We start from the raw sequence: 24113 nt of genomic DNA, 5'->3' as shown, positions 1-24113 counted from the left end.
TTGGAGATGGCGATGAACGACCAGAACAGACCCGCCGATTGGAAGCATTTCGACGACTTCGCCGCCGGCATCGCCACCAACCGGCTGCCGACGACCGATGCGCTGCGCGGCCAAACCTTCAAGATCACGCTGAAGACCGGCCGCGTCATCGATCTCGCCTTCACCGCCGCCGATACGGTGGCCTGGAGCGAGGCCAGCGAGGCCGGCGCCGACTGGTACGAGGCTCTGGAAGTGGCGCCGCAGGTCTTCTTCATCAACATGACCTTCGCCGCAAAGCCGACAGAGGATGAGGCTTTCATCGTCAACACCAAGACGCGCCGCGTGCTCTCGGTGCGCGAGCGGGTGCGCGAGCCCGGCGAAGCGCCGGGCGAGCCGCGCGTCGCGCAAGTCTACGCGGCCGGCGTGCTCGGCGATCTGGCGGTTCCGCCGAGCGGCGGCGAGCCGGCGCCGACGCGCGACCTGATCGGGCTCACCGCGCACTACACCTACAGTCCCAACCACATCTATGAGCACATTTACCTGAGCTCAGAACGCTATGCCTGGCAGAACCTCGTCGGGGTGCAGCGCGGCCATGGCGACGTCGATCTCGCCACCACCTGGAAGTTCGACGAGAACCAGTATTTGTTCGGTTTCCGCGAGTTCATCATCCCGGTCGCCTCGCTGTTCTTCTACAACTGGGACACGATGCGCTCGACCGGAAAATTCCTCGGCGTGACCAGCCACGGCAAGGTCGAGAACAAGCCGGCTGGCGCCTTCATCGAGAAGAAATCGAGAACTGCCTACGACGCCGACAGGGCGCCGGTCTGAGCGCGCGGAGCAGGATGATGAGCAACAAGAACTACGATGCCATCAAGGCCCACTATGCCGGCTCCGACGCCAAGGATCTTGCAGCGATGATGGCGCCGATCACCGGGCGCACCGCCTGGACCGAGATGGCCGGCTTTCCTTATGCCGGAACCTATGTCGGTCCCGATGCCGTCATCGCCGGCGTCTTCAAGCGCATCGGCGAGGACTGGGACGGCTACACTTTCGCGCTCGAAAAGCTGGTCGATGGCGGCGCGACGATCGTCGGCATCGGCACCTATTCGGGCACCTACAAAAAGACAGGCAAGAAGATGACGGCGCGCGTCGTCCATGTCTGGGAGATGCAGGACGGCAAGGCCGTCAGCTTCGAGCAGTTCACCGACACCAAGCTGGTCGCAGACGCGATGAGCTGAGGCATCGGCGCAGTGGATGCGGGCTCGCCCGGAGGAGGCGGCCCGATGAAAACCTGGGAGGATGGAATGGAAATCAGTCTGAAGGGAATGCTGGCCGGCTTGCTGCTGACCACCGCGCTTGGGCTTGGCGGCACGGTCGTCGCCAATGCCGCCGGCGACGAGATCGTCATCGGCGCGCCGATCTCGCTGACCGGGCCTCTCGCCGGCGACGGCAAGGAGCAGAAATGGGCCTATGAGCAGGCGGTCGCCGACATCAACAAGGCCGGCGGCATCATGGTCAAGTCAGCCGGCAAGAAGCTGCCGGTGAGGCTGGTTGTCGCCGACGACGAAAGCTCCGAGGGCAAGGTGGCTTCGGCGTTGGAAAACCTGATCAAGGTGCAGAAGGTGGACGCGCTGCTTTCGACCCATTCCGGACCGATGAACATCGCCGGCGCCATCGTCGCGGAAAAATACAAGAAGTTCTACATGATCACGACGGCCTTTCCCTTCGAATGGCAGCCGCTGAAGCTGAAATACTCGGCCTTGTTCTTCTTCCATCCGGGCCCCGGCGCCGAGGTGCCGTTCCAGATCTGGGGCAAGCTGCCGGCCAGTGAAAAGCCGAAGCATCCGGCGCTGGTCTCGGAAGACTCGCCCGACGGCAAGGGCTTTGGCGGCGCCTTCGAGGCGGCGGCGAAGAAATACGGCTACGCTTTCGCCGTCGACGATCCCTGGGCGATCGGCGCCACCGACTATTCGGCCCTGATCACCAAGCTGAAGGCTTCCGATGTCGACGCCATGCTGGTCTTCGGCTCGCCGGCCGACACCATCACGCTGCTTCGCCAGATGAAGGAGCTCGGCTTCTCCGTGCCTTACCTGCATGGCTGGAAGGGCACCTGGACCGGCGAGTTCCACGAAGCGCTGGGACCCGACTCCGACTACATCCTGACCGACGGCTTCTGGTCGGCGAGCTATCCTTACAAGGGCGCCAAAGAGCTCGGCGACCGCTACGAGGCCGAGTTCAAGAAGGACTCCGTCACCGTCGGCGCCTTCTACGCCAACGCGCAAGTGCTGGCGCAGGCGATCGAGAAGGCCGGCAGTACCGATGCGGTGGCGATCCACGACGCGATCTTCGGCCAGGAGTTCAAGGACACTGTGGTCGGCGACCTGAAGTTCGACGACACCGGCTTCGCGCTGATCCCGAGCGTCGCCACGCAATGGTGGCAGGGCAAGCACCAGCTCATCTACCCTGACGGCGACTGGACCTACAAGCCGGCTCCGGCTTGGGACAAGCGCTGACGAAATAGAACTGGCGGGCGAGGCGGTCGCCATGGCGCGGCCGCCCCGACATCGTCACCAGGGAGGGATAGAAGCACGATGCAGGCGGACGACACCTTGCTGCGCCTCGAGGCGGTCAAGAAGCGCTTCGGCGGGCTTGTCGTCCTCAACAACATCGACATTGCCGTCGGCGGCAACGAGCTGATCGGGCTGATCGGCCCCAACGGCGCCGGCAAGTCGACGCTCTTCAACGTCATCACCGCCATCTATGCGCCGAGCGAGGGGCGAGTGCTGTTTCGTGGACAGGACATCACAGGCACGGCGCCGCACCGCATCTGCCGTTTGGGCGTCGCGCGCACCTTTCAGCTCGTGCGCACCTTCCTCACCATGACCGCCTTCGAGAACGTCATGGTCGGCACCGTTTATGGGGCAGGGGGGCGCGTGAAGCATGCGACAGAGGCGGCCAATGCGGCGCTCGAGCTGGTCGGCCTGACGGCAAGGCGCGACATGCGCACCGCGCATATGACCCTCTCCGATCGCCGCATGCTGGAGATCGCGAGGGCGATCGCCTCCGAGCCGGCGCTGCTTCTGCTCGACGAGCCGATGGCCGGCCTCAACCCGACCGAGATCCAGCGCATGGTGGACGTCATCCGCCGTGTTCGTAGCGAGAAGGCCGTCTCGATGCTTTGGGTCGAGCACAAGGTCGACGCCATCATGAAAGTGTGCAGCCGGGTGATCGTGCTCGACCATGGCGAGAAGATCGCCGACGGCACGCCGCACGAGGTCGCACAAAACCGCAAAGTCATCGAGGCTTATCTTGGCGAACCGGCTGCTTGAAGTGAGCGATCTTGAAGTCGCCTATGGCGATGTCGGCGCGCTGTGGGGCGTGTCGCTCCATGTCGATCCCGGCACGATCGTCGCCATCGTCGGCGCCAACGGCGCCGGCAAGACGACGCTGCTCAGGACCGTGTCCGGCCTGCTAAAACCGAAAGCCGGTGACATTCGCCTGGCCGGCGACTCTCTGGTCGGCAAGGCGCCGCAGGAGATCGCCCGCATGGGCATCGCCCATGTGCCGGAAGGGCGCGGCTTGTTCCGCCAGATGACGGTGCTGGAAAACCTCGAGCTCGGCGCCTTCCAGCCCAAGGCGCGGTCGCGCACCAGGGAATTGCTCGACAAGGCCTACACGCTGTTTCCGCGGCTGAAGGAGCGCGCGCATCAGAAGGCTGGCTCGCTTTCCGGCGGCGAGCAGCAGATGCTGGCGATCGCGCGCGCCACCATGTCGGAGCCGTCGCTGCTCATCCTCGACGAGCCGTCGCTGGGCCTCAGCCCGCTGGTCGTGCAGCAGATGTTCGCGCTGATCCAGACCTTGCACCGCCAGGGCGTCACCATTCTGCTGGTCGAGCAGAACATCCACCAGGCCCTGAAGGTCGCCGGCTATGCCTTCGTGCTGCAGACGGGCTCGCTCGCCATGCATGGCACCGGCGCCGAGCTTCTCGCCGATCCCGAAATCCAGAAGGCCTATATGGGCGTGTTGGAGTAGAAAATGTTCAATCTCCCGCCACCCGACATCCTCTTCCAGCTGTCGCTCAACGGCGCGCTCGGCGGCGCCATGTATGGCGTCGCCGCGGTGGGCCTCAGCCTCATCTTCGGCACCATGCGGCTGATCTTCCTCGCCCAGGGCGCGATGATCATTTTGGCCGCCTATTTCGTGCGGGCGCTGTTCTACGGCCTCGGCATCGATCCGTTCCTATCGCTCCTCATCGTGGTGCCGGTCGGGCTCGGCGTCGGCTGGCTGATCTATCAGGGCCTGTTCCGCAAGGCGGCGGCAGAAGAGGACCGCAACGTCTCGCTGCTGATCGCCGTCGGCCTGATGTTTTTGGTCCAGAACCTGATGACCGTCGTGTGGGGCGGCAACACTGCCGGGGTGGTGACGAGCTACACGGCGAGCGGCATCGAGCTCTTCGGCGTGCGCACCTCCTTCACCCGCTCGATGGGCTTCCTCATCGCGCTCGCCGGCACCGGGCTGGTGATGCTCTTCCTGCGCAAGACGATTGTCGGCAAGGCGGTGCGCGCCGCCTCCGAGGACATGGACTCAGCAATGCTGATGGGCATCAGCCCGCACCGCGTCAACGCCATTGCCTTCGCCATAGGCATTGCGCTGGCGGGTGCGGCGGGTGTCGCGGTGGCGACCACCTTTCCGTTCAACCCCTTCGCCGGCTTCATCTTCAGCCTGAAGGCGCTGGTGGCACTGGCGCTGGGCGGCATCGGCAACGTCACCGGCGCGCTCGCCGGCGGCATCCTGCTCGGCCTGATCGAGGCCTACGTCCAGTATTTCATCAGCGGCGGCTGGACGAATGCGATCGCCTACGGAGTGTTCCTTTTGGTGCTGATGTTCAAACCGGAAGGTCTATTCAGCCGGCCCTACAAGAAGGCTTGAGACGATGAGCCGAGCCCTGCAATGGATCGCAATCGTCGTCGTCGCAGCGCTGGCGCTGCTGCCGTTCCTGCCTGGCGCCGTCGACGCCTACTATTTCTCCTTTCTGTTCTTCGTCTTCCTCTACGCTGTCATGGCGCAGAGCTGGAACCTGGTCGCCGGCTACGGCGGCCAGATCAGCCTCGGCAGCCATGCCTTCTTCGGGCTCGGCGCCTACACCACCGCGATCCTGTGGAGCGGCAACTATCTCTGGGGCTCGCTCTACGACGCCTACCCCGGCATCTATTATTTCGATCCGGTGACGATGCTGCTCGGCGGCCTAGTCGCGGCGCTCGCGGCGGTGCTCATCGGATTGCCGCTTCTGTCCAAGCTCCATGGCGACTATTTCGCGCTGGGCACGCTCGGCTTCGGCGAGATCGTCAAGGTGCTCTTCGTCAATGGCGGCGACTTTACCGGCGGCGCCTTCGGCATCGTCGCGCCCGCCAGCAGCTTCGACACGCTGCGTCCCCATTATTGGGTCGGGCTGGGCTTGATGGTGGGGACCGCGCTCGCCATCCGCGCGCTGATGCGCTCGCGCTACGGTCTGGCGCTGATCGCTGTGCGCGACGACGAGATGGCGGCCTCCGCCAACGGCATCGATATCCTCAAGGTCAAGGTCGCGGCCTTCGCCGGCAGCGCCTTCATCGCCGGCGTCGCCGGCAGCCTCTACACCTACTACATCTTCCATGTCGGGCCGGACTCGGTGTTCCACCTCGACTGGATGCTGTTGCCGCTGATGATGACGGTGGTCGGCGGCACCGGCACGCTGCTCGGCCCGATCCTCGGCGCGCTGGTGATGTATGCGGTGTTCGACCTGGCGCGTATCGTCGTGCCCGACTATCACCCGGTGATCTCCGGCCTGACCATCATCCTGGCGATGCTGTTCCTGCCGAAAGGGCTGACGCGGCTGGGTGTGATGCGGCGCCTGAAGTCGGCCTGACGATCGCCTAGCTCATCAGTCTCGGCAGCCCCGCCGCCAGCGCATCGACGGCCAGCCGCACCTTCAGCGGCAGATGCGGCGTCTGCAGCCAGAGCGCGTGGCAGTCGTAGAGATAATCCGCCCGGTCCGGCAGCAGCCGGACAAGCCTGCCGGCGTCAATCCGCGAGCGGACCAGCCAGAAGGGAAGCCAGGCGAGCCCCATGCCGTCGGTCGCGGCGTCCGCGATGGCGTCGAGGTCGTCGAGCCGCAGCCGTCCGGCCGGGGCGATCTCCGCGACAGCGCCGTCGACGCGCGGAAACAGCCAGGGCTGGAGGACATGGCCGAGCCGCCGGTAGATCACCGCCTGATGGCCGGCGATATCCTCCAGGCCGGCCGGCTGGCCGAATCTTGCGATGTATGACGGCGAAGCGCAGACGATCATGCGCTGGCGCGCCACGCGGCGCGCGATGATGCCGGCCCGGTCGTCGAGCGTTCCGGTGCGGATCGCCAGATCGAAGCCGTCCTCGACAAGATCGGCGAAACGGTCGCTGAGCGACAGGTCGAGCTCGAGCGTCGGATAGCGGCGCGCAAGCTCGAGCAGGATCGGCGTGACGCAGTGTCTGCCGAAATGCGCCGGCATCGTCACCCGCAGCTTGCCGCGCGGCTCGGACAACTGCTCCGCCGCCAACGCGTCCGCGGCTTCTGCTTCCGCCAGCACGATTCGGCAGCGCTCGTAATAAGCACGCCCGAAATCGGTCAGGCTCTGCCGGCGCGTCGTGCGGTTGAGCAGCCGCACGCTGAGCCGCTCTTCTAGGAAGCGGACATGCTTGCCGACCATCGGACCCGACAGGTCGAGCGCCGCCGCGGCGGCGGCGAACGAGCCGAGATCGACAGCCTTCACGAACACTTCCATGCTTTCGAGGCGATCCATATTCCAAACCGTTGGTTTCTACTGTTCTCCCTAAAGCCAGATTTATTGGGCAGAAAGGCGTCTGCATAGTCATTCCGTCACCTAGATTTGGAGTTGAACGGATGGCACGGGTAGTTCGCTTTCACCGGCACGGCGGTCCGGAGGTTCTGCGCATCGAGGATGTCGAGGTTCCGCCGCCCGGTCCGGGCGACGTGCGGATCCGTGTCAAGGCGCTCGGCCTGAACCGCGCCGAGGCCTCGATGCGCAAGGGCACCTACATCGAGACGCCCACGCTGCCCTCGGGCCTCGGCCTTGAGGCGGCCGGGATAGTCGAAGCGATCGGCGACGGCGTCGACGGCTTCGCGCCGGGCGATGCGGTCAGCATCATCCCGCCGCGCTCGATGCCGCGCTGGCCGGCCTATGGTGAACTCGTCACCTTTCCGGCCGAGCTCGTCGTCAAGCATCCGCCGTCGCTCGGCTTTGAAGCGGCCGCCGCGACATGGATGCAGTATCTCACCGCCTATGGCGCGCTGGTCGATATCGCCCGTCTCGGCCGCGGCGAGCCCGTCGTCATCACCGCCGCTTCGAGCAGCGTCGGGCTGGCAGCCATCCAGATCGCCAACAGCGTCGGCGCCGTGCCGATAGCCGTGACGCGGACGTCCGCCAAGAAAGAGGCGCTGCTCGCTGCGGGCGCTTCCCATGTCGTGGCTTCCGAGGAAGAAGACCTCGAAGCGGGGCTGAAGGAGATCGCGCCGGCGGGCGTGCGCGTCGTGCTCGACGCTGTTGGCGGCCCGATCTTCACGCCTCTGACGGCCGCGATGTCGCGCGGCGGCATCCTCCTCGAATATGGCGGCCTGAGCCCCGAGCCGACGCCGTTCCCGCTGCTCGAGGTGCTGGCCAAGACGCTGACGTTGCGCGGCTACCTCGTCCACGAAATCACCGGTGATCCGGAGCGGCTGGAAGCAGCTAAGCGCTTCATTCTCGACGGCCTCGCATCGGGCGCGCTGAAGCCCGTGATTGCCAGGACCTTTCCGTTCGAGCGGATCGTCGAGGCGCACCGCTTCCTCGAATCGGGCGAGCAGTTCGGCAAGATCGTCGTGACGGTTTGAGCCCTTCGCGGCCTTAACCGATCCGCTCGCTCATGTGACAAGGCGCGCTCGGCGCGGCCCGCCTGAGGAACTCTGCGTGCCCAGGGATGATGGGCGGCGCGCCGCCCTCGTCTAACGCTGCTGGATCAGCACCCGCGCCGCATCCTTCCCTGCCGCAAGAATGCGATCCGACAATTCCGTCCCTTCCAGGGCGCGCGCCAGTTGCAGCGCGCCGATGAGCGCAGCAAAAATGCTCAACGCAGCGCCCTCGGGGTCTTTGGTCTGCGGAAGAGCTTCAGCTATCTGGCGCACCAAAGTGTGTAAGCGCTCAGCATAGAGTTTCCGCGTTTCAGGCGGCTGACGCGCAATTTCCGGCAACAGCGCGGCTGAAGCGCAGCCCTTTCCCGGACTGTCCCGGTGCTCGGCCGACAGATACGCCTCTATGGCCATATCCAGGCCGCCAGAGGCCAACGCTTCCTGCAATTGACGCGACTGAGCCTCCAGGGCCTCCGCCACGCTTTCCCGGACAAGCTCCGCCTTGGACTGAAAATGCGGATAGAAGGCCCCGTTCGTCAGCCCGGCGTCGCTCATGATGCTTGCAAGCCCGGACGCAGCGATGCCGTCGCATCGAAAACGTTCGGCGGCGACCTCCATGATCCGGCTGCGTGACGCGTCCTTCCGTCCTTTTTCGTAGCGCATGTTCTCACTTCCGATTTGCTATTGCATTATGATCATAATCTGATATTACAATCATAATTCAATCAATGAAAATAAGCTAGCCCCCTGAGTTTGGAGCATCAAAATGAATGCGAATTCTGGAAAAACCGCAATCGTGACCGGAGCCTCCTCGGGCATAGGCCGCGCCAGCGCCGAAGCCTTGGCGCGGGCGGGGTTCACTGTCTTCGGAACAAGTCGCCGCGAGGCCGGCAACGGCCCGGATGGGGTGACGATGCTGGCTTGCGACGTGACTGACGATGTCGCCGTCAACACGCTCGTTTCGACCGTGCTATCGCGAACCGGCAGGATCGACCTGTTGGTCAACAACGCCGGCGTCGGCCTGCTTGGGGGTGCCGAGGAATCCTCGGTCGCCCAAGTTCAAGCCCTGTTCGACGTCAATCTGTTCGGCGTCATGCGGATGACCAACGCGGTATTGCCGTCGATGCGGCGGCGCGGCCAAGGGCGCATCATCAATATCGGCTCGATTCTGGGATTGGTACCCGCGCCATACTCAGCTCATTACTCGGCGGTCAAGCACGCGCTTGAGGGCTATTCGGAATCGCTCGATCACGAGGTTCGTGCCTTTAATATTCGCGTCTCCGTCATCGAGCCGGCATTCGTGCGTACCGTCTTCGACCAGAACGGAATCGAGCCGGATTCCCTGTTGAAGGAATACGATAATGCGCGGGCCGGGGTCGCTGCGCTCCTTCGCGATGTGATGCCGATAGCCGACCGGCCGGAGGTGGTGGCGGAGGTGGTCGTCAGGGCAGCGACCGATGCCCGTCCGCGGCGGCGTTATACCGCCGGCAAGGCGGCGCGGCAGGTCAGCATGCTGCGCCGTTTTGCCCCCGCAGGGATATTCGACAAGAGCCTGCGCAAGCAGTTCCGCTTGCCGGTCTGAACAACAGCAAGGCAGAGGATTTCACGCACATGAGACTGGCAACCACAACACAATTGGTCAGGCGCCATAGGACGGAAGTGGCAAGCATGACGCATACATTCAATCAGGCCCCCCATTTCCGCGCATTGTTCCGGGACACTCCGACCCGCTCTGTCGATGTCGGTGGTACGGCATTTGTCTACCGGGAACTCGGGCCCAGGACCGGCGTGCCGGTGATCCTGCTCAACCACCTCGGCGCTCAGCTGGACAACTTTGATCCACGCATCGTCGATGGCCTCGCCGCGACACGCTGGGTGATCACCGTCGACAATCGCGGCATCGGTGCTTCGGGTGGCAAAACGCCGTCCACCATACCCGAGATGGCGCGGGACGCGGTCGCCTTTATCCGGGCCTTGGGAATCGAAGAAGTCGATCTCTTCGGCTTTTCACTCGGCGGCTTCGTGGCGCAGGATATCGTTCTGACTGAGCCTAGGCTTGTGCGCAAACTCATCCTGGCCGGCACAGGGCCGGCAGGCGGTGAAGGCATCGACAAGGTGACGCCGCTGACGATCGTGGACATGATCAAGGGCTGGCTGACTTTTCGAGACCCGAAATACTATCTCTTCTTCACAAGGACGCCGAATGGTCGCCGCGCCGCGAACGCATTTCTGGACCGGCTGAAGGAGCGCAGGACCAACCGGGACAAGGCGATATCGCTGCGCGCGCTCAGCGCGCAATTCAAGGCGATCAAGGCCTATGGACTGCAGGCGCCGCAAGACCTGAGCGCCATCCGCATTCCCACTCTGGTTGCGAATGGGGATCAGGATAGGATGGTGCCGAGCAGCAATACCTATGACCTCGCCCGGCGCATCCCGAGGGCGCATCTGGTGATCTACCCGGATGCCGGGCATGGCGGGGTCTTTCAGAATTACACCGATTTCGTCCCCAAAGCAGTGTCCTTCCTCGAGGCCTGACGCCTTTCTCACATGCGGCGTTGCAGCCGAAACGCTGGGGCTTGTTCCGTCCCGGAACACCCAACAGACAATCATAGAAAGTAACTGCCATGAAGGCATTCGTTGTCGATAAGTATAATAAGAAGGGCATTCTGCGGTTGGCCGAGATGCCGGAGCCGGAGCTTCAGGACAACGATGTCTTGGTCGAGGTCCATGCTGCCGGGGTGAATCTGCTGGATTCCAAGATCAGAACCGGCGAATTCAAGCTCATCCTGCCGTATCGCCGGCCGTTCATCCTGGGCCACGACGTGGCTGGGCGGGTCGTCCGGGTCGGATCAAAAGTTCGCAAGTTCAAGCCCGGCGATGAAATCTACGCACGCCCGCGCGATGGACGGATAGGGACGTTCGCCGAATCCATCGCCATCAATGAAGCCGACGTTGCCTTGAAGCCCAAAAACTTAAGCATGGAAGAGGCAGCCTCGATCCCTCTGGTCGGTCTGACCGCCTGGCAGACGCTCGTCGAAAGGGCAAGCCTGAGGAAAGGGCAGAAAGTCTTTATCCAGGCCGGATCCGGCGGCGTTGGATCAATCGCCATTCAGTTGGCCAAGCACCTCGGCGCGACCGTTGCGACAACGGCCAGCGCAGCGAGCGCCGATCTGGTGAAAGGTCTCGGCGCCGACACCGTCGTCGACTACAGGAAGGACGACTTCGAGAAAGTTCTGTCGGGCTACGACGTCGTCTTGAACAGTCAGGACGCCAAAACGCTTGAAAAATCCCTGAATGTGCTGAAACCAGGCGGGAAGCTCATTTCCATCTCCGGTCCACCGGATCCCGAATTTGCCAGGGAAAAGGGACTGAACGTGATGCTTAGGATGGTTCTGCGCCTTCTAAGCCGCGCTATTCGGACCAAAGCCAAGCGCCGTGGCGTGAACTATTCGTTCCTCTTCATGTGGGCGCAGGGCGATCAGCTGGGCAAAATCACTTCCCTGGTCGAGTCCGGGGCAATCCGCCCGGTCGTGGATCGGGTCTTTCCATTTGAAGCGACCAACAAGGCTCTGGCTTATGTCGAAACAGGACGTGCCAAGGGCAAGGTCGTTATCAAGGTCAGGTAGCCATTTCCTGTTTGTGGGAAGCAGGAAGGCTTCATTCGATGCCTGCTCGTGGCGCTGTCTGCTCGTCTGGCAGTCGCCCCAGCGGCTGCTTTCTATCGAGCCGGCCGATGCGACAGGTCATGCGTTCCTGCCCTCAATGCACCACAGCCCGCACCCGCTCCCTCAGTTCCCGTGGCGCCACGTCATACTTGCTCTTGAACGCCCGCGAAAAATGCGCGCTGGAATTAAACCCGCACGCAAACGCGATTTCGGAGATCGAGGCTGAGGCGCGCGCGGGCGAGAGCAGCTCTTCCTTGCTGCGCTCCAGCCGCCTGTCCCAGACGAAGCGCTCCAGTGTGGCGCCTTCGCCTTCGAAGGCGCGGTGCAGGTAGCGTCGGGAGCAGCCCATATGGCGGGCGATGTCTTCCGCCGACAGGCTGCTGCGGGCGAGATTGGCGTCGATATAGGCGACGATCCTTTCACGAAGAGCTTCCAGCGGCGAGCGGCGGAATTCCGGCGCCATCGGCTTGGCCTGGATCAGTCCGTTGACGAGCTGAATCAGGCTTTCGCCGACGCGGCGGCAGCCGGCCTCGTCCAGCTTGTGCGCCTCGCCGATCGCCATCTGCATCAGGCCCGACACGATATGCGTCAGGCTGTCGTCCTCGCCGGGCAGCGGCACCGGCGCCGAAAGGCGCGCCAGCGTCTCGTCGCCGAAGGTCGAGCGCGGCACCTGCAGGATAAGCTGGTCGACATCGGAAAGGTTCTGCAGCGAATAGGCGCGCACCGGATCGTAGATGATCGCAGCGCGCGGGCCGAGGTCTATCGCCGTCTGCTGCTGCTCGAAGCGGCTGCGGCCCTTGAGCTGCATCAGGATCTTGATCGCGTCGGGGTCGAAGCTGCGCCAGAAGGCGCGATCGTTGACGACCAGATGCGATTTCGCCCTGATCTCGGACAGGCGGCAGGAGCCCAGATTGACCGAGACCAGCTTCGGCAGCGACGGTGCTTCGCCGCGCGAAAAGCGCTGGGTGATCGGACCGAACAGCATCCGCGACGCGGACAGGAAGGCCTCGCCGTCGGCGACGCTCACATGGTGGGCGGCAGCATGCATCGTTTCCTCCTCCAGAGCATGATCCCGAAATGTCGAAACCGGTTTTCGGAAAGATCATGCTCAAACCAGACTTCCCGTCTTTGTCGCGGGATTGTGGCGCCAGGGCAATGCCCGAAGCGTCCAGCTCGGAAGTTAACACGCTAACCATCTCTGCCGCAACGGCAGAGATGACGTTATGCCTCGCCGGTCAGCCGTGCAGTGATCAGCCTGGCCGCCCTGACCGCCGCCTCGCCCTGGCCGGCCGCCACCTTGTCGTCGACGCGTGAGACGGGGGAGGCGATCGACAACGTGCCGATCGGCTGGCCGTCAGCGCCGAGGATCGCGGCACCTATGCTGTGCACGCCTTCCTCATAACCCTGCGAGCTGCGCGAATAGCCGCTTGCCGCTGCAAACGCGATGGCTTTTGCCAGCGTGTCCGGCCCTGTCATCGTATGCGCGGTGAAGGCCTGCAAAGGCTTCTCAAGATAGGCGCTGACCACTTCCAGCCGCGAGGCGGCGAGGAAGGCAATACCCGATGCCGTGCCGTGCAGCGGCAGCACCTGGCCGACATCGACATTGACCCGGTTGGCCTTGGCCGACAGTTCGACATGCACGGTGAGCAGCGCGCCGGCGCTGAATTCCGACAGATGCACGGTCTCGCCGGTCTCGAGCGCGAGTTCCCGGATCACCGGCGCCGCGAGGCGCACGAAGGGGAAATGCGCGTCGCGAATGCGTGCGAGCCGCGACAGGCCGGCGCCCAGCCGGTAGCGGCGGCTCCGCGGCTCCTGCTCGATCAGCCGGTGGGCGGCGAGCGCCATCAAGAGGCGCCGGGCGGTGGCCTTGTCCAGCCCAGCCCGGCGGGCGAGATCGGATAGCCCGATCTCCGGCTCGTGCAGCGTGAACAGCTCCAACAGCGACACCGCCTTGCCCACTGTGCTCATGATGCCTTCTCCGAGATACTTCGCATGTGAATTAACTTGACAGAAGCCGATCCAGCTTGCAGTGTGCATATAACATACAAAACAATGGTTCAAATAATGAACCGACTGGGAACGGTTAAGCGCCCCGGAATTTTGCGCGTCAGGGAGAGTTCAGCGCCGTGATGGCCGCCAGCAGAAACGATTTGCAACCCGCGACGATTGAACACCTGCTCGACCGCCAGCAGGCGCGCTTCCTCGACACGCATCCGCGCTCGGCGGCGGCCTGGGAAGAGGGCAAGAAGCACTTCCTCTATGGCGGGCCGTCGCACTGGATGCGGCGCTGGGCCGGCGGCTTCCCGGTCTATGCCGCTTCGGCGCGCGGCGCGCATATCCGCGACATCGACGGCCACGACTATGTCGACTTCGCGCTCGGCGACACCGGCGGCATGTGCGGCCACGCGCCGGAGGCGGTAACCCGCGCGGCGCTTCATCAACTGCAGAACGGCACCACAATGATGCTGCCCACCGAGGACAGCCTCTGGGTCGGTGAAGAACTCACGCGGCGCTTTTGCCTGCCTTACTGGACGCTGACCACCTCGGCCACCGACGCCAATCGCGGCGCCATCCGCATCGCGCGCATGATCACCGGCCGCGACAAGGTGCTGGTCTTCTCGGGCTGCTATCATGGCGGCGTCGAGGAGGCGCATGTCGAGATCCGCGACGGCCGCGTCGGCATGCGCAACATGATCCATCCGAACGGCGTCGACCATTCCGCCGTCTCCCGGGTAGTCGAATTCAACGACGTGGCGGCGCTCGAGGAAGCGCTGTCGCATGGCGACGTCGCCTGCGTGCTGACCGAGCCGCTGATGACCAATTTCGGCATGATCCCGGTCGCCGACGGTTTTCACCAAGCATTGCGCGAGATCACGCGCCGCACCGGCACGGTGCTGATCATCGACGAGACGCACACCATCTCCAGCGGCCCCGGCGGCTACACCGCGCTGCATGGGCTGGAGCCCGATATGCTGGTCGCCGGCAAGGCGATCGCCGGCGGCATCCCGGTCGGCGTGTTCGGCGTCTCGCAGGAGATCGCCGAGCGGCTGTGGACAATCGTGCCGATGGTCAATCCGCGCGTGCGCCAGTCGGCGCATCTCGGCATAGGCGGCACGCTTGCCGGCAACGCGCTCACCGTCGCCACCATGCGCGCGGTGCTGGAAGAGGTGCTGACGCCGGCGAACTTCGAGCTCATGATCGCCAACGCCTCGCGGCTTGCCGACGCCGCGTGGGGCATCATCCGAACCAACAAATTGCCCTGGCATGTGACGCAGGTCGGCGCCCGCACCGAGATCATGTTCATGCCGAACCCGCCGCGCAAAGGCGCCGACGTCATTGCCGGCCGGCGCGGCGACCTCGAGACGCTGCTGCACGCCTTCTACATGAACGAAGGCATACTGGTGACGCCGTTCCACACCATGTTCCTGATGTGCCCGGCGACCGCACCGGCCGATGTCGATCGCCATACGGACGTCTTCGCCCGCTTCGTCGACTTGGTTCGCGGCGCGGGCGTCGTGTGAAGTGATGGCGGCCCCGTTCGACCTCACGGGCAAGGTGGCGCTGGTGACCGGCGGCGGGCGCGGCATAGGTGCGGCAATCGTCACGCGCTTCGCCGAAGCCGGCGCCTCGGTCGTTATCGCCAACCGCACGCTCGATGTCGCACAGGCGCTTGCTGCCGATCTCTCGGCGCGCGGCTTTGCCGCTCGCGCTGTTGCGCTTGCCGGGCTCGACCGCGCCGCGATTCACACACTCGTCGGCGACGTCACGCGCGAGGCCGGCCGTCTCGACATCGTCGTCCAAAACGCCGGCGGCTGTCCCTGGGCCTCGGTCGAGGAACTCGACGAGGACAAGCTCGAAGAGGCGCTGGCCGTGAACCTCAAGGCCTGCTTCTGGCTGGCGCAGGCGGCGGCGCCGGTGATGCGCGCCAACGGCTTCGGCCGCATCCTCGTCACCTCGTCGGTGTCGGCGCGTGTGGCGATGGCAGGCGGCGCGCATTATTCGGCGGCCAAGGCTGGCGTCAACGCCTTCATCCGCGGCGCCGCCTTCGAATTCGCGCGCGACGGCATCACCGTCAACGGCGTCGAGCCGGGCTTCATCGCCAAGCCCGGCCGCGGCACCATGAGCAAGCCGGACGTAGCGGACCGGCTCGGCCAATTCATTCCGATGGGTCAGCTCGGCGAGGCCGACGACATCGCCTATGCCATGCTCTATCTCGCTTCCGAGCAGGCGAAATACTTGACCGGCCAGACCATCGTCGTCGACGGCGGCTCGACCCTGCCGGAGACCGGCTATGCCGTCGAGCGGCATTGGGGGCTGTCATGAGCCGCCGCCTCGAGGGCCGCACGGCCATGGTCACCGGTGCCGCCACCGGCATGGGCCGCGCCACCGCCGAGCTGTTCGGCCGCCACGGCGCCAGGATCGTCCTCTTCGGCCATGGCGGGGACGTGCTGGAGGATGCGGCGAAGGCCAGCGGCGGCATCGCCGTGCGCGGCGACATCACGGATGCCGCCGATATCGCCCGCGCCATCGACGCCTGCGACGGCCGCCTCGATATCGTCGTCAATGCCGCCGGCGTAATGATCTTCGACGAGCCGGAGACGCTCAGCGACGAGACCTGGGCGAAGAGTTTTGCCGTCAACGTCACCGGCTCGATGATGGTCTGCCGCGCGGCGTTGCCTCTGCTGAAGGAGCGCGGCGGCGCGATCGTGAACATCGCCTCGGTCGGCGCCTTCAACGCCAGCGGCCAGAATGCCTCCTATTCGGCAAGCAAGGCGGCACTCGTGTCCTATACGCGATCGCTCGCCTTCGCGCATGGCCCGGACGGCATTCGCGCCAATGCGGTGGCGCCCGGATGGGTGCGCACGCCGATGAGCGTCTACGAGATGAAAGTGGCCGCAGCCGCCAACGGCTCGACACCGGAAGACGAGTTCGCGGCGTTGACCAACCGCATCGCGCTGCGCCGCGTCGCCGAGCCCGAAGAGATCGCCTCCTGCTGCCTGTTTTTGGCGTCCGACGAAGCGTCCTTCGTCACCGGCGCGGTGCTGGTGGCGGATGGCGGCGGTCGCGCGCCGACGCAGAACAGGGCGGTGTGACGTGACCTGGAGTTAGTCCGTTCGGCCGGCGTGAGGGCGCCGGTCGAAGGGAGAGGAGAGGAAAAAAATGCCGGACAGAAGCGCCGACCTGGTTTTCACCAATGGCCGCATCTACACGCTCGACCGCAAGCGGCCCTGGGCCTCGGCCGTTGCGGTCAAGGGCGGGCGCATCGTCGCGGTCGGCGAGGCGGCGGATGTTTCAGGGTTGACCGGCGCCTCCACGCGCGTCGTCGACCTCAAGGGTGCGATGATGATGCCGGGCATCGTCGATGTGCACGCGCATCTGATGATGGGCGGCCAGGCGGAATTGTTCGAACTGCGCTTCCCGCCGACGGCGAGCTTCGAGACGCTGATTGCGCACGTCGGCGAGGCGGCAGTCAAGGCGCCCGAGGGATCATGGATCATCGGCGGCCAGTGGGGCAGCGACCTGCTGCCGAAGCTCAACCGGCTGGAAGCGCTGGCGGCGCTCGACCGGGTCAGCCAAGGCCGGCCGGTCATGCTGCGCGACGACACCTATCACAACCGCTGGGTCAATTCGCAGGCGCTTGCTCTGGCCGGCCTCTCCGCCTCCTCGCCGGACCCGGAGAAGGGCTCGATCGGGCGCGATGCGGGCGCCGGCGCGCTGACCGGCATGATGATCGAATCCGCCGCCGGCATCGTCGAGCGCACCATCGCGCAATCCGGCCATTACACGCAGGAGATGGACCGCGCCGCGATGGCGCGCTCGATCGCGACCCTCAATTCCTACGGCGTCACAGCCTTCCTCGACGCCGCCGCCATGCAGCCGATCCTTGCGGCGCTGAAGGGCCTCGACGATCGCGGCGAGCTCACCGCCTGGTCGGTGTCGGCCATGCCTGCCGTGGAGCCCTCCTTCATGTTCGGCATCGCCGGCGACGAACTGATCGCCTTGCGCGAGCAGTATCGCGGCGCCCATGCCAAGCCGGATTTCGTGAAGATCTTCCTTGATGGCGTGCCGGGCGCCCGCACCGCCGCTTTCCACGAGCCCTACACCAAGGATCCTGTGCTCGGCTGCTGCTTCCACGGCTCGACCATCGTCACCGTGCCGGAGCTGATCCGCTGGGTCGGCAAATGCGAGAAGCTCGGCCTCGGCGTGAAAATCCACTGCGCCGGCGACGCCGCCGTCAGCCAGGCGCTGGACGCCATCGACGTCGTGCGCTCCTTCAACGGGCCGACGAAGCTCAAGCATCACATCGCGCATGCGAGCTACATCGCGCCGACCGACATTGCCCGCTTTGCCGAGCTTGGCGTCGTTGCCGATCTCTCGCCCTTCCTGTGGTATCCGACGAGCTTCCTCGAAGGCCACAAGCAGACCATGGGCGAGGCGCGCGCGCTGCGCTTCTGGCCGAACAGGGACCTGCTTGCCGCCGGCGCGCTGCTTGCCGGCGGCTCCGACTGGCCCGTGATGCCCAACCCCGATCCGTGGGACGGCATCGAGGGGTTGGTGACGCGCCGCAACCCGAGCGGCGCGTTTCCGGGCGCGTCGCTTTGGCCTGAGCAGGCGATCGATGTCGCCACCGCGCTCGAGATATTCACCATCAACTCGGCGCGCGCCATCGGCCTTGCCGACACGGTCGGCTCGATCGAGATCGGCAAGTCGGCCGACCTCATCGTGCTCGATCGCAACGTGCTGGAGACGCCGGCCGAAGACCTCGCCGACACCAAGGTGCTGACGACATATTTCGAGGGGAGGGTGGTCTATGAGCGCGCCTGAACCCTCAAACGACGCCAAGATCCCGGTGACGATCCTCACCGGCTTCCTGGGCAGCGGCAAGACCACGGTGCTCAACCGCCTGCTGCGCAAGCCGTCGCTGGCGGGAGCCGCGGTCATCGTCAACGAGTTCGGCGCCGTCGGTCTCGATCACCTCCTGATCGAGGCCAGCGAGGAGCAGTTCACGCTGCTCGACAATGGCTGCGTCTGCTGCACGGTGCGCGGCGATCTGGTCGCAACGCTGAAGGAACTCGACCGCAGGAGCGAAGCTGGGGAAACGCCGCCGCTTAATCGTGTGATCATCGAAACCACGGGGCTCGCCGACCCGGCGCCGATCCTGCACACGCTGATGGCCGAAGCTGAGCTGATGGCTCGTTTTCGCATCGGCGGCATCGTCACCACGGTCGATGCGGTCAACGGCGCGGCGACGCTCGAACGCCATGTGGAAGCTACCAAGCAGGTAGCGGTTGCCGATCGGTTGTTGGTCACCAAGACCGATCTTGTATCTGATGATGCTCTAAACGCGCTGCTGCACCGGCTCGATCATCTTGCGCCGACGGTCGAGCAGACCGTCGCACGCAACGGTGAAATCGAGCTGGATCTGCTGGCAAGCCTGCCCGCCGACGCCGCGGCGGCTGTGACGCGCATCGCCACGCGGCTCGAAGCGGTTGCGCATCACGACCATCATTGCGGTCCGAACTGCCAACACGACCATCGTCATGATGCGCATCACGGCATCCAGTCCTTCAGCTTCGTCATCGACAAGCCGGTGGAATGGGACGCCTTCGCGCGCTGGCTCGACTATGTCGCGGCGCTGAGGGGCGAGGACCTTTTGCGCTTCAAGGGCCTCGTGCATGTCGCGGACGAGCCGGAGCGGCCGCTCGTCCTGCATGGCGTGCAGCATGTCTTCCACCCGCCGGCGCGGCTCGACCGCTGGCCGTCCGCCGACCGCCGCACCCGGCTGGTGTTCATCGTCCGCGACATCGAGCGCGAGACCATCGCGCGCACGCTGGTGAAATTCGCGTCGATAGACGCAGACAGCATCGCATCGCCGGTGCTCGCCGCCGCCTGAACCGAGAAACGCATGACAAAAATGGGAGAGCAAAACATGCATTGGAAATCGAGACTGCTCGCGGCGGCACTGGCCGGCATCGGCCTTTCTGCCACGGCCGGCACGGCATCGGCCGCCGGACCGACCTGCAAGGATGGCGCCATCAAGGTCGGCGCCGTATCGACCGTCACCGGCCCGGCCGATTTCTCGGAAGTGCCGAAGGCGACGCAGGCCGCCTTCGATGCGGTCAATGCCGCCGGCGGCATCAATGGCTGCAAGATCGACTACACGATCGCCGACGACAAGGCCGATCCGGCGGTGGCAGCGCAGGCCGCGCGCGACCTGATCGACAACAAGGAGGCGGTGGCGCTGGTCGGCTCGGCGAGCCTGCTCGACTGCGCCGTCAATTCCACCACCTACAGCCGCAAGAAGATCCTCTCGGTACAAGGTCTCGGCGTCGACGCCGCCTGCTTCTCCTCGCCCAATGTCGCGCCGGTCAATGTCGGGCCTTACACGCTCTCGACCGCGATGGCCTACTACGCCGCCAACGAGCTGAAGACGAAAAAGCTCTGCGCCTTCTTCATCATCATCGGCGGCACGCAGGAGGCCTACAAGAAGGCGATCGAGAACTGGGAGAAGATCAGCGGCCAGAAGATCCATCTGATCGACCTGACGCTGCCCTTCCAAGGCGATCTCACACCCTACGCCATCAAGGCGCGTGATGCCGGCTGCGACGCGGTGCTGACCAACCAGGTCGAGCCGCAGGTGGTGCAGCTGATCAAGACGGTCGATGCGCAGAAGATCACCGGTATCAACTGGCTGTTTCTGGCGCCAGGTTACACCGAGCAGGTCGCCAAGGCGCTGGCCGACACCAAGCAGCCGATCTATGTCGGCACCGAGTGGGAGCCTTACACCGAGAAGAACTCGGCCGCCAACGCGCAGTGGATTGCCGACATGCAGAAGGCAAACCGGCCGCTCACCGCCTTCTCGCAGGGCGGCTATCTTGCCGCCGAGCTGTTCCTCAAGGTCGTCGCCTCGATCGATGGCGAGGTGACGCGCGAAAGCGTCGCCAAGGCATTGCACAACATGCAGCCGCTCACCAACCCGCTCGCCGGCAGCGCTTACGTCTTCGGTAAGGCCAAGACGCATTCGCCGATGCAGGCCACCAAGGTGATGAAGCTCGAGAACGGCGCCTGGAAGGTCGAGACGCCGGACTGGCTGATGCTGCCGCAGGCCAAGTGATGGTCGCTTAAATCGGACGGCGCGGCGGCTGCCGTGCCGTCCTTTGGATCGGGATATCAGATGAACGCATTGCTCACATCCGCCGTGGCAGGACTGACGGCCGGGGGCACCTATGCCTTGCTCGGCGTCTGCGCCGTCTTCACCTACAGGCTCGTCGCGGTGGTGAACTTCACCGGAGCCGCGATCGGTGCCGCCGGGACCTTCGTGCTCATCGCGCTCTATGAAGCCGGCTTCCCGATCTGGCCCTCGGTGCTGGCGGGCATCGCGGCGGGCACGCTGACCGGCGTCGCTGTCGGCTACATCATGACGCGATCGTTCGGCGAGGCGAGCGCCTCGACCAAGGCGGCGGTGACGGTCGCGCTGCTCGTCGGCCTGATCGCCATCGGGCTGCGCCTCACCGGCGGCCAGCATCCGCACAACATGCCGGAGCTGTTCCCGGGCTCCGCCTTCCGTCTCGCCGGCGTCGAGGTGACCATCGCCTCGGTGCTGACCATTGGACTGGCGGTGCTCTTCACCATCCTCTCCGACCTCTTCCTCAACCGGACCAAGGTCGGCCTCAATTTGCGCGCGCTGGCGGACCGGCCGATGGCGGCCGAACTGCTCGGCGTGCGCGTGCAGCTCCTGTCGCTTCTGGTGTGGGGCATGACCGGCGCCTTCACCACCTTCGCGCTGATGATCATCGCGCCGCAGCGCTCGCCGAATTTCATGACGCTGAGTCTGCTTGTCGTGCCGGCGCTCGCTGCCGCGCTCGTCGGCGTCTTCCGCAGCTTCTGGTGGACGCTTGCCGGCGGCATCGCGCTCGGCGTCGTCGAGGGGCTGGCAAGCTCCATAGACAGCGTCAGCCAGTACCGCAGCGCCATTCCCTTCCTCGTGGTGCTTTCCGTTCTCCTCTGGTCGCAGCGGGAGGCCCGTTGGGATGAAGCGCGCTAGTCTCCGAGCCTCGTTGAGCCTCGTCGTCGTGGCGCTGGTGGCCGGTGGTGTCGCCTATGCCGGCCTGCTGCCGTCCTACTGGGTCTTCCTCGCCACCTCGGTGCTGATCACCAGCGTCGCGCTGCAGAGCCTCGGCCTCGTCGCCGGCCGCACAGGCATGATCGCGCTTTGCCAGATGTCGTTCGCCGGCGTCGGCGCCTGGACGGTCGGCTATCTCAACCTCGCCGAGGCGCCGGGCGGCCTGGCCGTGTGGATCCCGATCGGCGGCCTGGCGGCGGTGCCGCTCGGCATCGCCATCGGCTTGCCGGCACTGAGGCTGCGCGGCATCAACCTCGCCATTGTCACGCTCTCCTTCGCCACCGCTTTCGACACCATTCTGGCGACCATGACCTATCCCGGTCAGACCGACTTCCTGCAGGTGCCGCGGCCGGAGCTGTTCGACAGCGACGAGGGCTATTTCGTCTTCGTCCTGCTGTTCTACCTGGCGATCGCGGTTGCGCTCGAATTCGTCGGCCGCTCGCGGCTCGGCGCCTCCTGGCTGGCGGTGCGCCATTCCGAGCGTGCAGCCGCCGCGCACGGCGTCAGCATCGCCACCGCCAAGCTCTCGGCCTTTGCCATCAGCGCCTTCGTCGCCGGCATTTCGGGGGGCTTGCTCGCCGGCTATCTCGGCACGCTGGTCTCCGAGAACTTCAGCATGATGCAGTCGCTGTCGCTCTATGCGGTGTCGGTGATGACCGGCGCGCATTTCGCCGAGGGCGCGATCATCGGCGGCCTGCTGGTCGTCATGTTCCCGGAAATCCTGCGCCGGCTGGACTGGCCGCAGGACATCGGCAATGTGCTTTTTGCCGTCGGCGCCACCCAGGCGCTGTCGACCGGCGAGACGATGAGCGAGACGTTTCGGCGCCAGTTCCGCAAGCTGCTGCCTGGCCGCGCGTCGAAGGCCGCCGTCGCATCCGCGTCGGCATTGCCGGCGCCAGTCGAGCGCGCCGCCGGCCCGGCGCTCGCCATCGACGGGCTCACCGTTCGCTATGGCAGCGTGGTCGCGCTGAACAATGTCAGCCTGACGGTTGCGGCCGGCACCGTGGCCGGGCTGATCGGCCCGAACGGCGCCGGCAAATCGACCTTCATCGATGCGGTCGCCGGCTTCCTGACCTCCTATCAGGGCAGCGTCCGGCTGGATGGCAGGCCGCTCGAAGGCATGCCGGCGCATCTGCGGGCCCGCGCGGGCGTGCGCCGCACCTGGCAGACCAACCGCATCGCGCCGGAACTCACCGTCGGCGGCTATCTGGCGCTCGCGGCCAAGGGCCTGTCGGCAAGCGAGACCAAGGCGATGCTCGACTGGCTGGACTGCCCGCATCCCGACACGCTGGTGGCCTCCGTCGACGCCGGGACCAGGCGGCTGCTCGATGTCGCCGGTGTGGTCGCCGCCCGTCCGGCCGTCGTGCTGCTCGACGAGCCCGCCGCCGGCCAGTCGCATGAGGAAACGCTGCGGCTCGGCCGGCGCATCGCCGAGATCCCGACGCTCTTCGGCTCGGCAGTGCTCCTGGTCGAGCACGACATGGACCTGGTGCGGGCGGTCTGCTCGGAGGTCACCGTGCTCGATTTCGGCCAGGTGATCGCATCCGGCCCGCCGGCCAAGGTGCTGGGCGAGCGCGCGGTGAAAAAAGCCTATCTCGGCATCGAGGAAGAAAGCGTGGCGGCATGAGCAGGCTCGTCGTTTCCAACCTGTCGATCAACCGGGCCGAGCTTCCCGTCGTCACCTCGGTCGATCTCATCGCCGAGAGCGGCGCGATCAGCGTCGTGCTCGGCGCCAACGGCGCCGGCAAGACCACGCTGCTCGAAGGCCTGTCCGGCATCATCCCGGTCGCCGGCGGCACCATCGCCATCGACGGCCGTGAGCTGCAGAACGCGCGGCCGGGGACGCGCTCGCGCGAAGGGCTCGCCCATGTCGAGCAGGGCCGCACCGTCTTCCGCCAGCTGACGACGGACGAGAATTTGCGCGTCAGCCTGCATCCGGGCGCCGATATGGCGGAGGCCTATGCGCTGTTTCCCGAGCTGCTGCAGCGCCGCGCGGTGAAGGCGAGCCTGCTTTCCGGCGGCGAGCAGCAGATGCTGGTCATCGCGCGTGCCTTGCTCACCCGGCCGAAAGTGCTTTTGATCGACGAGATGTCGGCAGGCCTCGCTCCGGTCATTGTCACGCGGCTGATGACGGCGGTTCGCAAGCTCGCCGACGACGGTCTCGCGGTGCTTCTGGTCGAGCAGTTCGCGGCGCTCGCGCTGTCGATCGGCAATCGCGCCTATGTCATGAGCCGCGGTCGCGTCGTCTATGACGGCGACTGCGCGAAGCTTCGCCAGTCGCCGGACGAATTGCACCGGCTCTATCTCGGCGGGACGGAGGTCCCTGCCGAGGCGAACTAGGCATCATCCCAGAACGCCAAAAGTCACTAACCGGCGATAGCGCCGTCATCGGGACAGTGAGCCGCGGCGAGAAAGATTTAAAACGTTT

24 protein-coding genes are annotated in these 24113 nt (G+C 65.3%); 20 read left to right on the top strand and 4 right to left on the bottom strand.

Annotated features, from left to right (window positions below; genetic code table 11):
• Positions 1–12 precede the first annotated feature (12 nt).
• The 7 genes from EH240_RS19435 (at position 13) to EH240_RS19405 (ending at position 5884) form a co-directional block, all read left to right on the top strand.
• Complete coding sequence (locus tag EH240_RS19435) at positions 13–807, top strand: MoaF C-terminal domain-containing protein (RefSeq protein ID WP_125001441.1); 795 nt, start codon at positions 13–15, stop codon at positions 805–807.
• Between the two features lie 17 nt (positions 808–824).
• Positions 825–1217 carry a nuclear transport factor 2 family protein gene (locus tag EH240_RS19430; RefSeq protein WP_125001438.1) on the top strand — a complete coding sequence of 131 codons (393 nt, stop codon included), beginning with the start codon at positions 825–827 and terminating at the stop codon, positions 1215–1217.
• A 66-nt stretch (positions 1218–1283) separates the two neighbouring features.
• Positions 1284–2492: an amino acid ABC transporter substrate-binding protein gene (locus tag EH240_RS19425; RefSeq protein ID WP_167484075.1), complete on the top strand. Its 1209-nt coding sequence runs from the start codon at positions 1284–1286 to the stop codon at positions 2490–2492.
• 78 nt (positions 2493–2570) lie between these two features.
• Positions 2571–3308: an ABC transporter ATP-binding protein gene (locus tag EH240_RS19420; protein WP_125001433.1), complete on the top strand. Its 738-nt coding sequence runs from the start codon at positions 2571–2573 to the stop codon at positions 3306–3308.
• Positions 3301–4011 (top strand): ABC transporter ATP-binding protein, encoded by a 711-nt coding sequence (locus EH240_RS19415; RefSeq protein ID WP_125001565.1) that lies wholly within the window; start codon positions 3301–3303, stop codon positions 4009–4011. Before EH240_RS19420 ends, EH240_RS19415 begins: the two co-directional genes overlap by 8 nt.
• 3 nt (positions 4012–4014) lie before the next feature.
• Entirely contained in the window at positions 4015–4908 is an 894-nt protein-coding gene (locus tag EH240_RS19410) for a branched-chain amino acid ABC transporter permease (RefSeq protein ID WP_125001430.1), read from the top strand.
• 4 nt (positions 4909–4912) lie between these two features.
• Positions 4913–5884 carry a branched-chain amino acid ABC transporter permease gene (locus EH240_RS19405; protein WP_125001427.1) on the top strand — a complete coding sequence of 324 codons (972 nt, stop codon included), beginning with the start codon at positions 4913–4915 and terminating at the stop codon, positions 5882–5884.
• Positions 5885–5891: 7 nt separating this feature from the next.
• Here the strand turns inward: EH240_RS19405 and EH240_RS19400 are convergent, their stop codons facing one another.
• A complete protein-coding gene (locus EH240_RS19400; RefSeq protein WP_125001424.1) occupies positions 5892–6794 on the bottom strand; it encodes a LysR family transcriptional regulator in 903 nt (300 codons plus the stop codon).
• A gap of 101 nt (positions 6795–6895) precedes the next feature.
• Between EH240_RS19400 and EH240_RS19395 the strand changes: the two genes are divergently transcribed.
• Positions 6896–7882, top strand: coding sequence for a zinc-dependent alcohol dehydrogenase family protein (locus EH240_RS19395; protein WP_125001421.1), 987 nt, complete (start codon positions 6896–6898; stop codon positions 7880–7882).
• 111 nt (positions 7883–7993) lie between these two features.
• Here the strand turns inward: EH240_RS19395 and EH240_RS19390 are convergent, their stop codons facing one another.
• Positions 7994–8560 carry a TetR/AcrR family transcriptional regulator gene (locus tag EH240_RS19390; protein ID WP_125001418.1) on the bottom strand — a complete coding sequence of 189 codons (567 nt, stop codon included), beginning with the start codon at positions 8558–8560 and terminating at the stop codon, positions 7994–7996.
• A gap of 103 nt (positions 8561–8663) precedes the next feature.
• Between EH240_RS19390 and EH240_RS19385 the strand changes: the two genes are divergently transcribed.
• The 3 genes from EH240_RS19385 (at position 8664) to EH240_RS19375 (ending at position 11523) form a co-directional block, all read left to right on the top strand.
• Positions 8664–9479 (top strand): oxidoreductase, encoded by an 816-nt coding sequence (locus EH240_RS19385; protein ID WP_125001415.1) that lies wholly within the window; start codon positions 8664–8666, stop codon positions 9477–9479.
• A gap of 86 nt (positions 9480–9565) precedes the next feature.
• Positions 9566–10432 carry an alpha/beta fold hydrolase gene (locus tag EH240_RS19380; protein ID WP_125001412.1) on the top strand — a complete coding sequence of 289 codons (867 nt, stop codon included), beginning with the start codon at positions 9566–9568 and terminating at the stop codon, positions 10430–10432.
• 89 nt (positions 10433–10521) lie between these two features.
• Positions 10522–11523 (top strand): NADP-dependent oxidoreductase, encoded by a 1002-nt coding sequence (locus EH240_RS19375; protein ID WP_125001409.1) that lies wholly within the window; start codon positions 10522–10524, stop codon positions 11521–11523.
• A gap of 133 nt (positions 11524–11656) precedes the next feature.
• Here EH240_RS19375 and EH240_RS19370 read toward each other — a convergent pair whose 3' ends face one another.
• The gene (locus tag EH240_RS19370) at positions 11657–12610 is read right to left on the bottom strand and encodes a helix-turn-helix domain-containing protein (RefSeq protein WP_125001407.1); all 954 of its coding nucleotides are present in this window, start codon (positions 12608–12610) and stop codon (positions 11657–11659) included.
• Between the two features lie 173 nt (positions 12611–12783).
• Positions 12784–13530: an IclR family transcriptional regulator gene (locus tag EH240_RS19365; protein WP_125001404.1), complete on the bottom strand. Its 747-nt coding sequence runs from the start codon at positions 13528–13530 to the stop codon at positions 12784–12786.
• 161 nt (positions 13531–13691) lie between these two features.
• On the opposite strand from EH240_RS19365, the gene EH240_RS19360 reads away from it, so the two are divergent.
• From EH240_RS19360 to EH240_RS19320, 9 genes are all read left to right on the top strand, one after another.
• Complete coding sequence (locus EH240_RS19360; RefSeq protein ID WP_125001401.1) at positions 13692–15083, top strand: transaminase; 1392 nt, start codon at positions 13692–13694, stop codon at positions 15081–15083.
• Positions 15084–15087: 4 nt separating this feature from the next.
• Positions 15088–15885 (top strand): SDR family oxidoreductase, encoded by a 798-nt coding sequence (locus EH240_RS19355; protein ID WP_125001398.1) that lies wholly within the window; start codon positions 15088–15090, stop codon positions 15883–15885.
• On the top strand, positions 15882–16655 hold the full coding sequence (locus EH240_RS19350; protein WP_125001395.1) for an SDR family NAD(P)-dependent oxidoreductase: 774 nt from the start codon (positions 15882–15884) through the stop codon (positions 16653–16655). The genes EH240_RS19355 and EH240_RS19350 overlap by 4 nt, the downstream gene beginning before the upstream one ends.
• Positions 16656–16722: 67 nt before the next feature.
• The gene (locus EH240_RS19345; protein ID WP_125001390.1) at positions 16723–18387 is read left to right on the top strand and encodes an amidohydrolase; all 1665 of its coding nucleotides are present in this window, start codon (positions 16723–16725) and stop codon (positions 18385–18387) included.
• On the top strand, positions 18374–19456 hold the full coding sequence (locus tag EH240_RS19340) for a CobW family GTP-binding protein (RefSeq protein WP_125001388.1): 1083 nt from the start codon (positions 18374–18376) through the stop codon (positions 19454–19456). The genes EH240_RS19345 and EH240_RS19340 overlap by 14 nt, the downstream gene beginning before the upstream one ends.
• 36 nt (positions 19457–19492) lie before the next feature.
• The gene (locus EH240_RS19335) at positions 19493–20677 is read left to right on the top strand and encodes an ABC transporter substrate-binding protein (RefSeq protein WP_125001385.1); all 1185 of its coding nucleotides are present in this window, start codon (positions 19493–19495) and stop codon (positions 20675–20677) included.
• A gap of 60 nt (positions 20678–20737) precedes the next feature.
• A complete protein-coding gene (locus tag EH240_RS19330; protein ID WP_125001382.1) occupies positions 20738–21607 on the top strand; it encodes a branched-chain amino acid ABC transporter permease in 870 nt (289 codons plus the stop codon).
• Positions 21594–23312, top strand: a complete 1719-nt coding sequence (locus EH240_RS19325; RefSeq protein WP_125001379.1) for a branched-chain amino acid ABC transporter ATP-binding protein/permease — start codon at positions 21594–21596, stop codon at positions 23310–23312. Before EH240_RS19330 ends, EH240_RS19325 begins: the two co-directional genes overlap by 14 nt.
• Positions 23309–24025 carry an ABC transporter ATP-binding protein gene (locus tag EH240_RS19320; RefSeq protein WP_125001376.1) on the top strand — a complete coding sequence of 239 codons (717 nt, stop codon included), beginning with the start codon at positions 23309–23311 and terminating at the stop codon, positions 24023–24025. The genes EH240_RS19325 and EH240_RS19320 overlap by 4 nt, the downstream gene beginning before the upstream one ends.
• Positions 24026–24113 lie beyond the last annotated feature (88 nt).

The sequence above is a fragment of the Mesorhizobium tamadayense genome (genome assembly GCF_003863365.1).
GTDB classification, from domain to species: Bacteria; Pseudomonadota; Alphaproteobacteria; order Rhizobiales; family Rhizobiaceae; genus Mesorhizobium; species Mesorhizobium tamadayense.
This window is presented reverse-complemented; position numbering and strand designations above follow the sequence as displayed.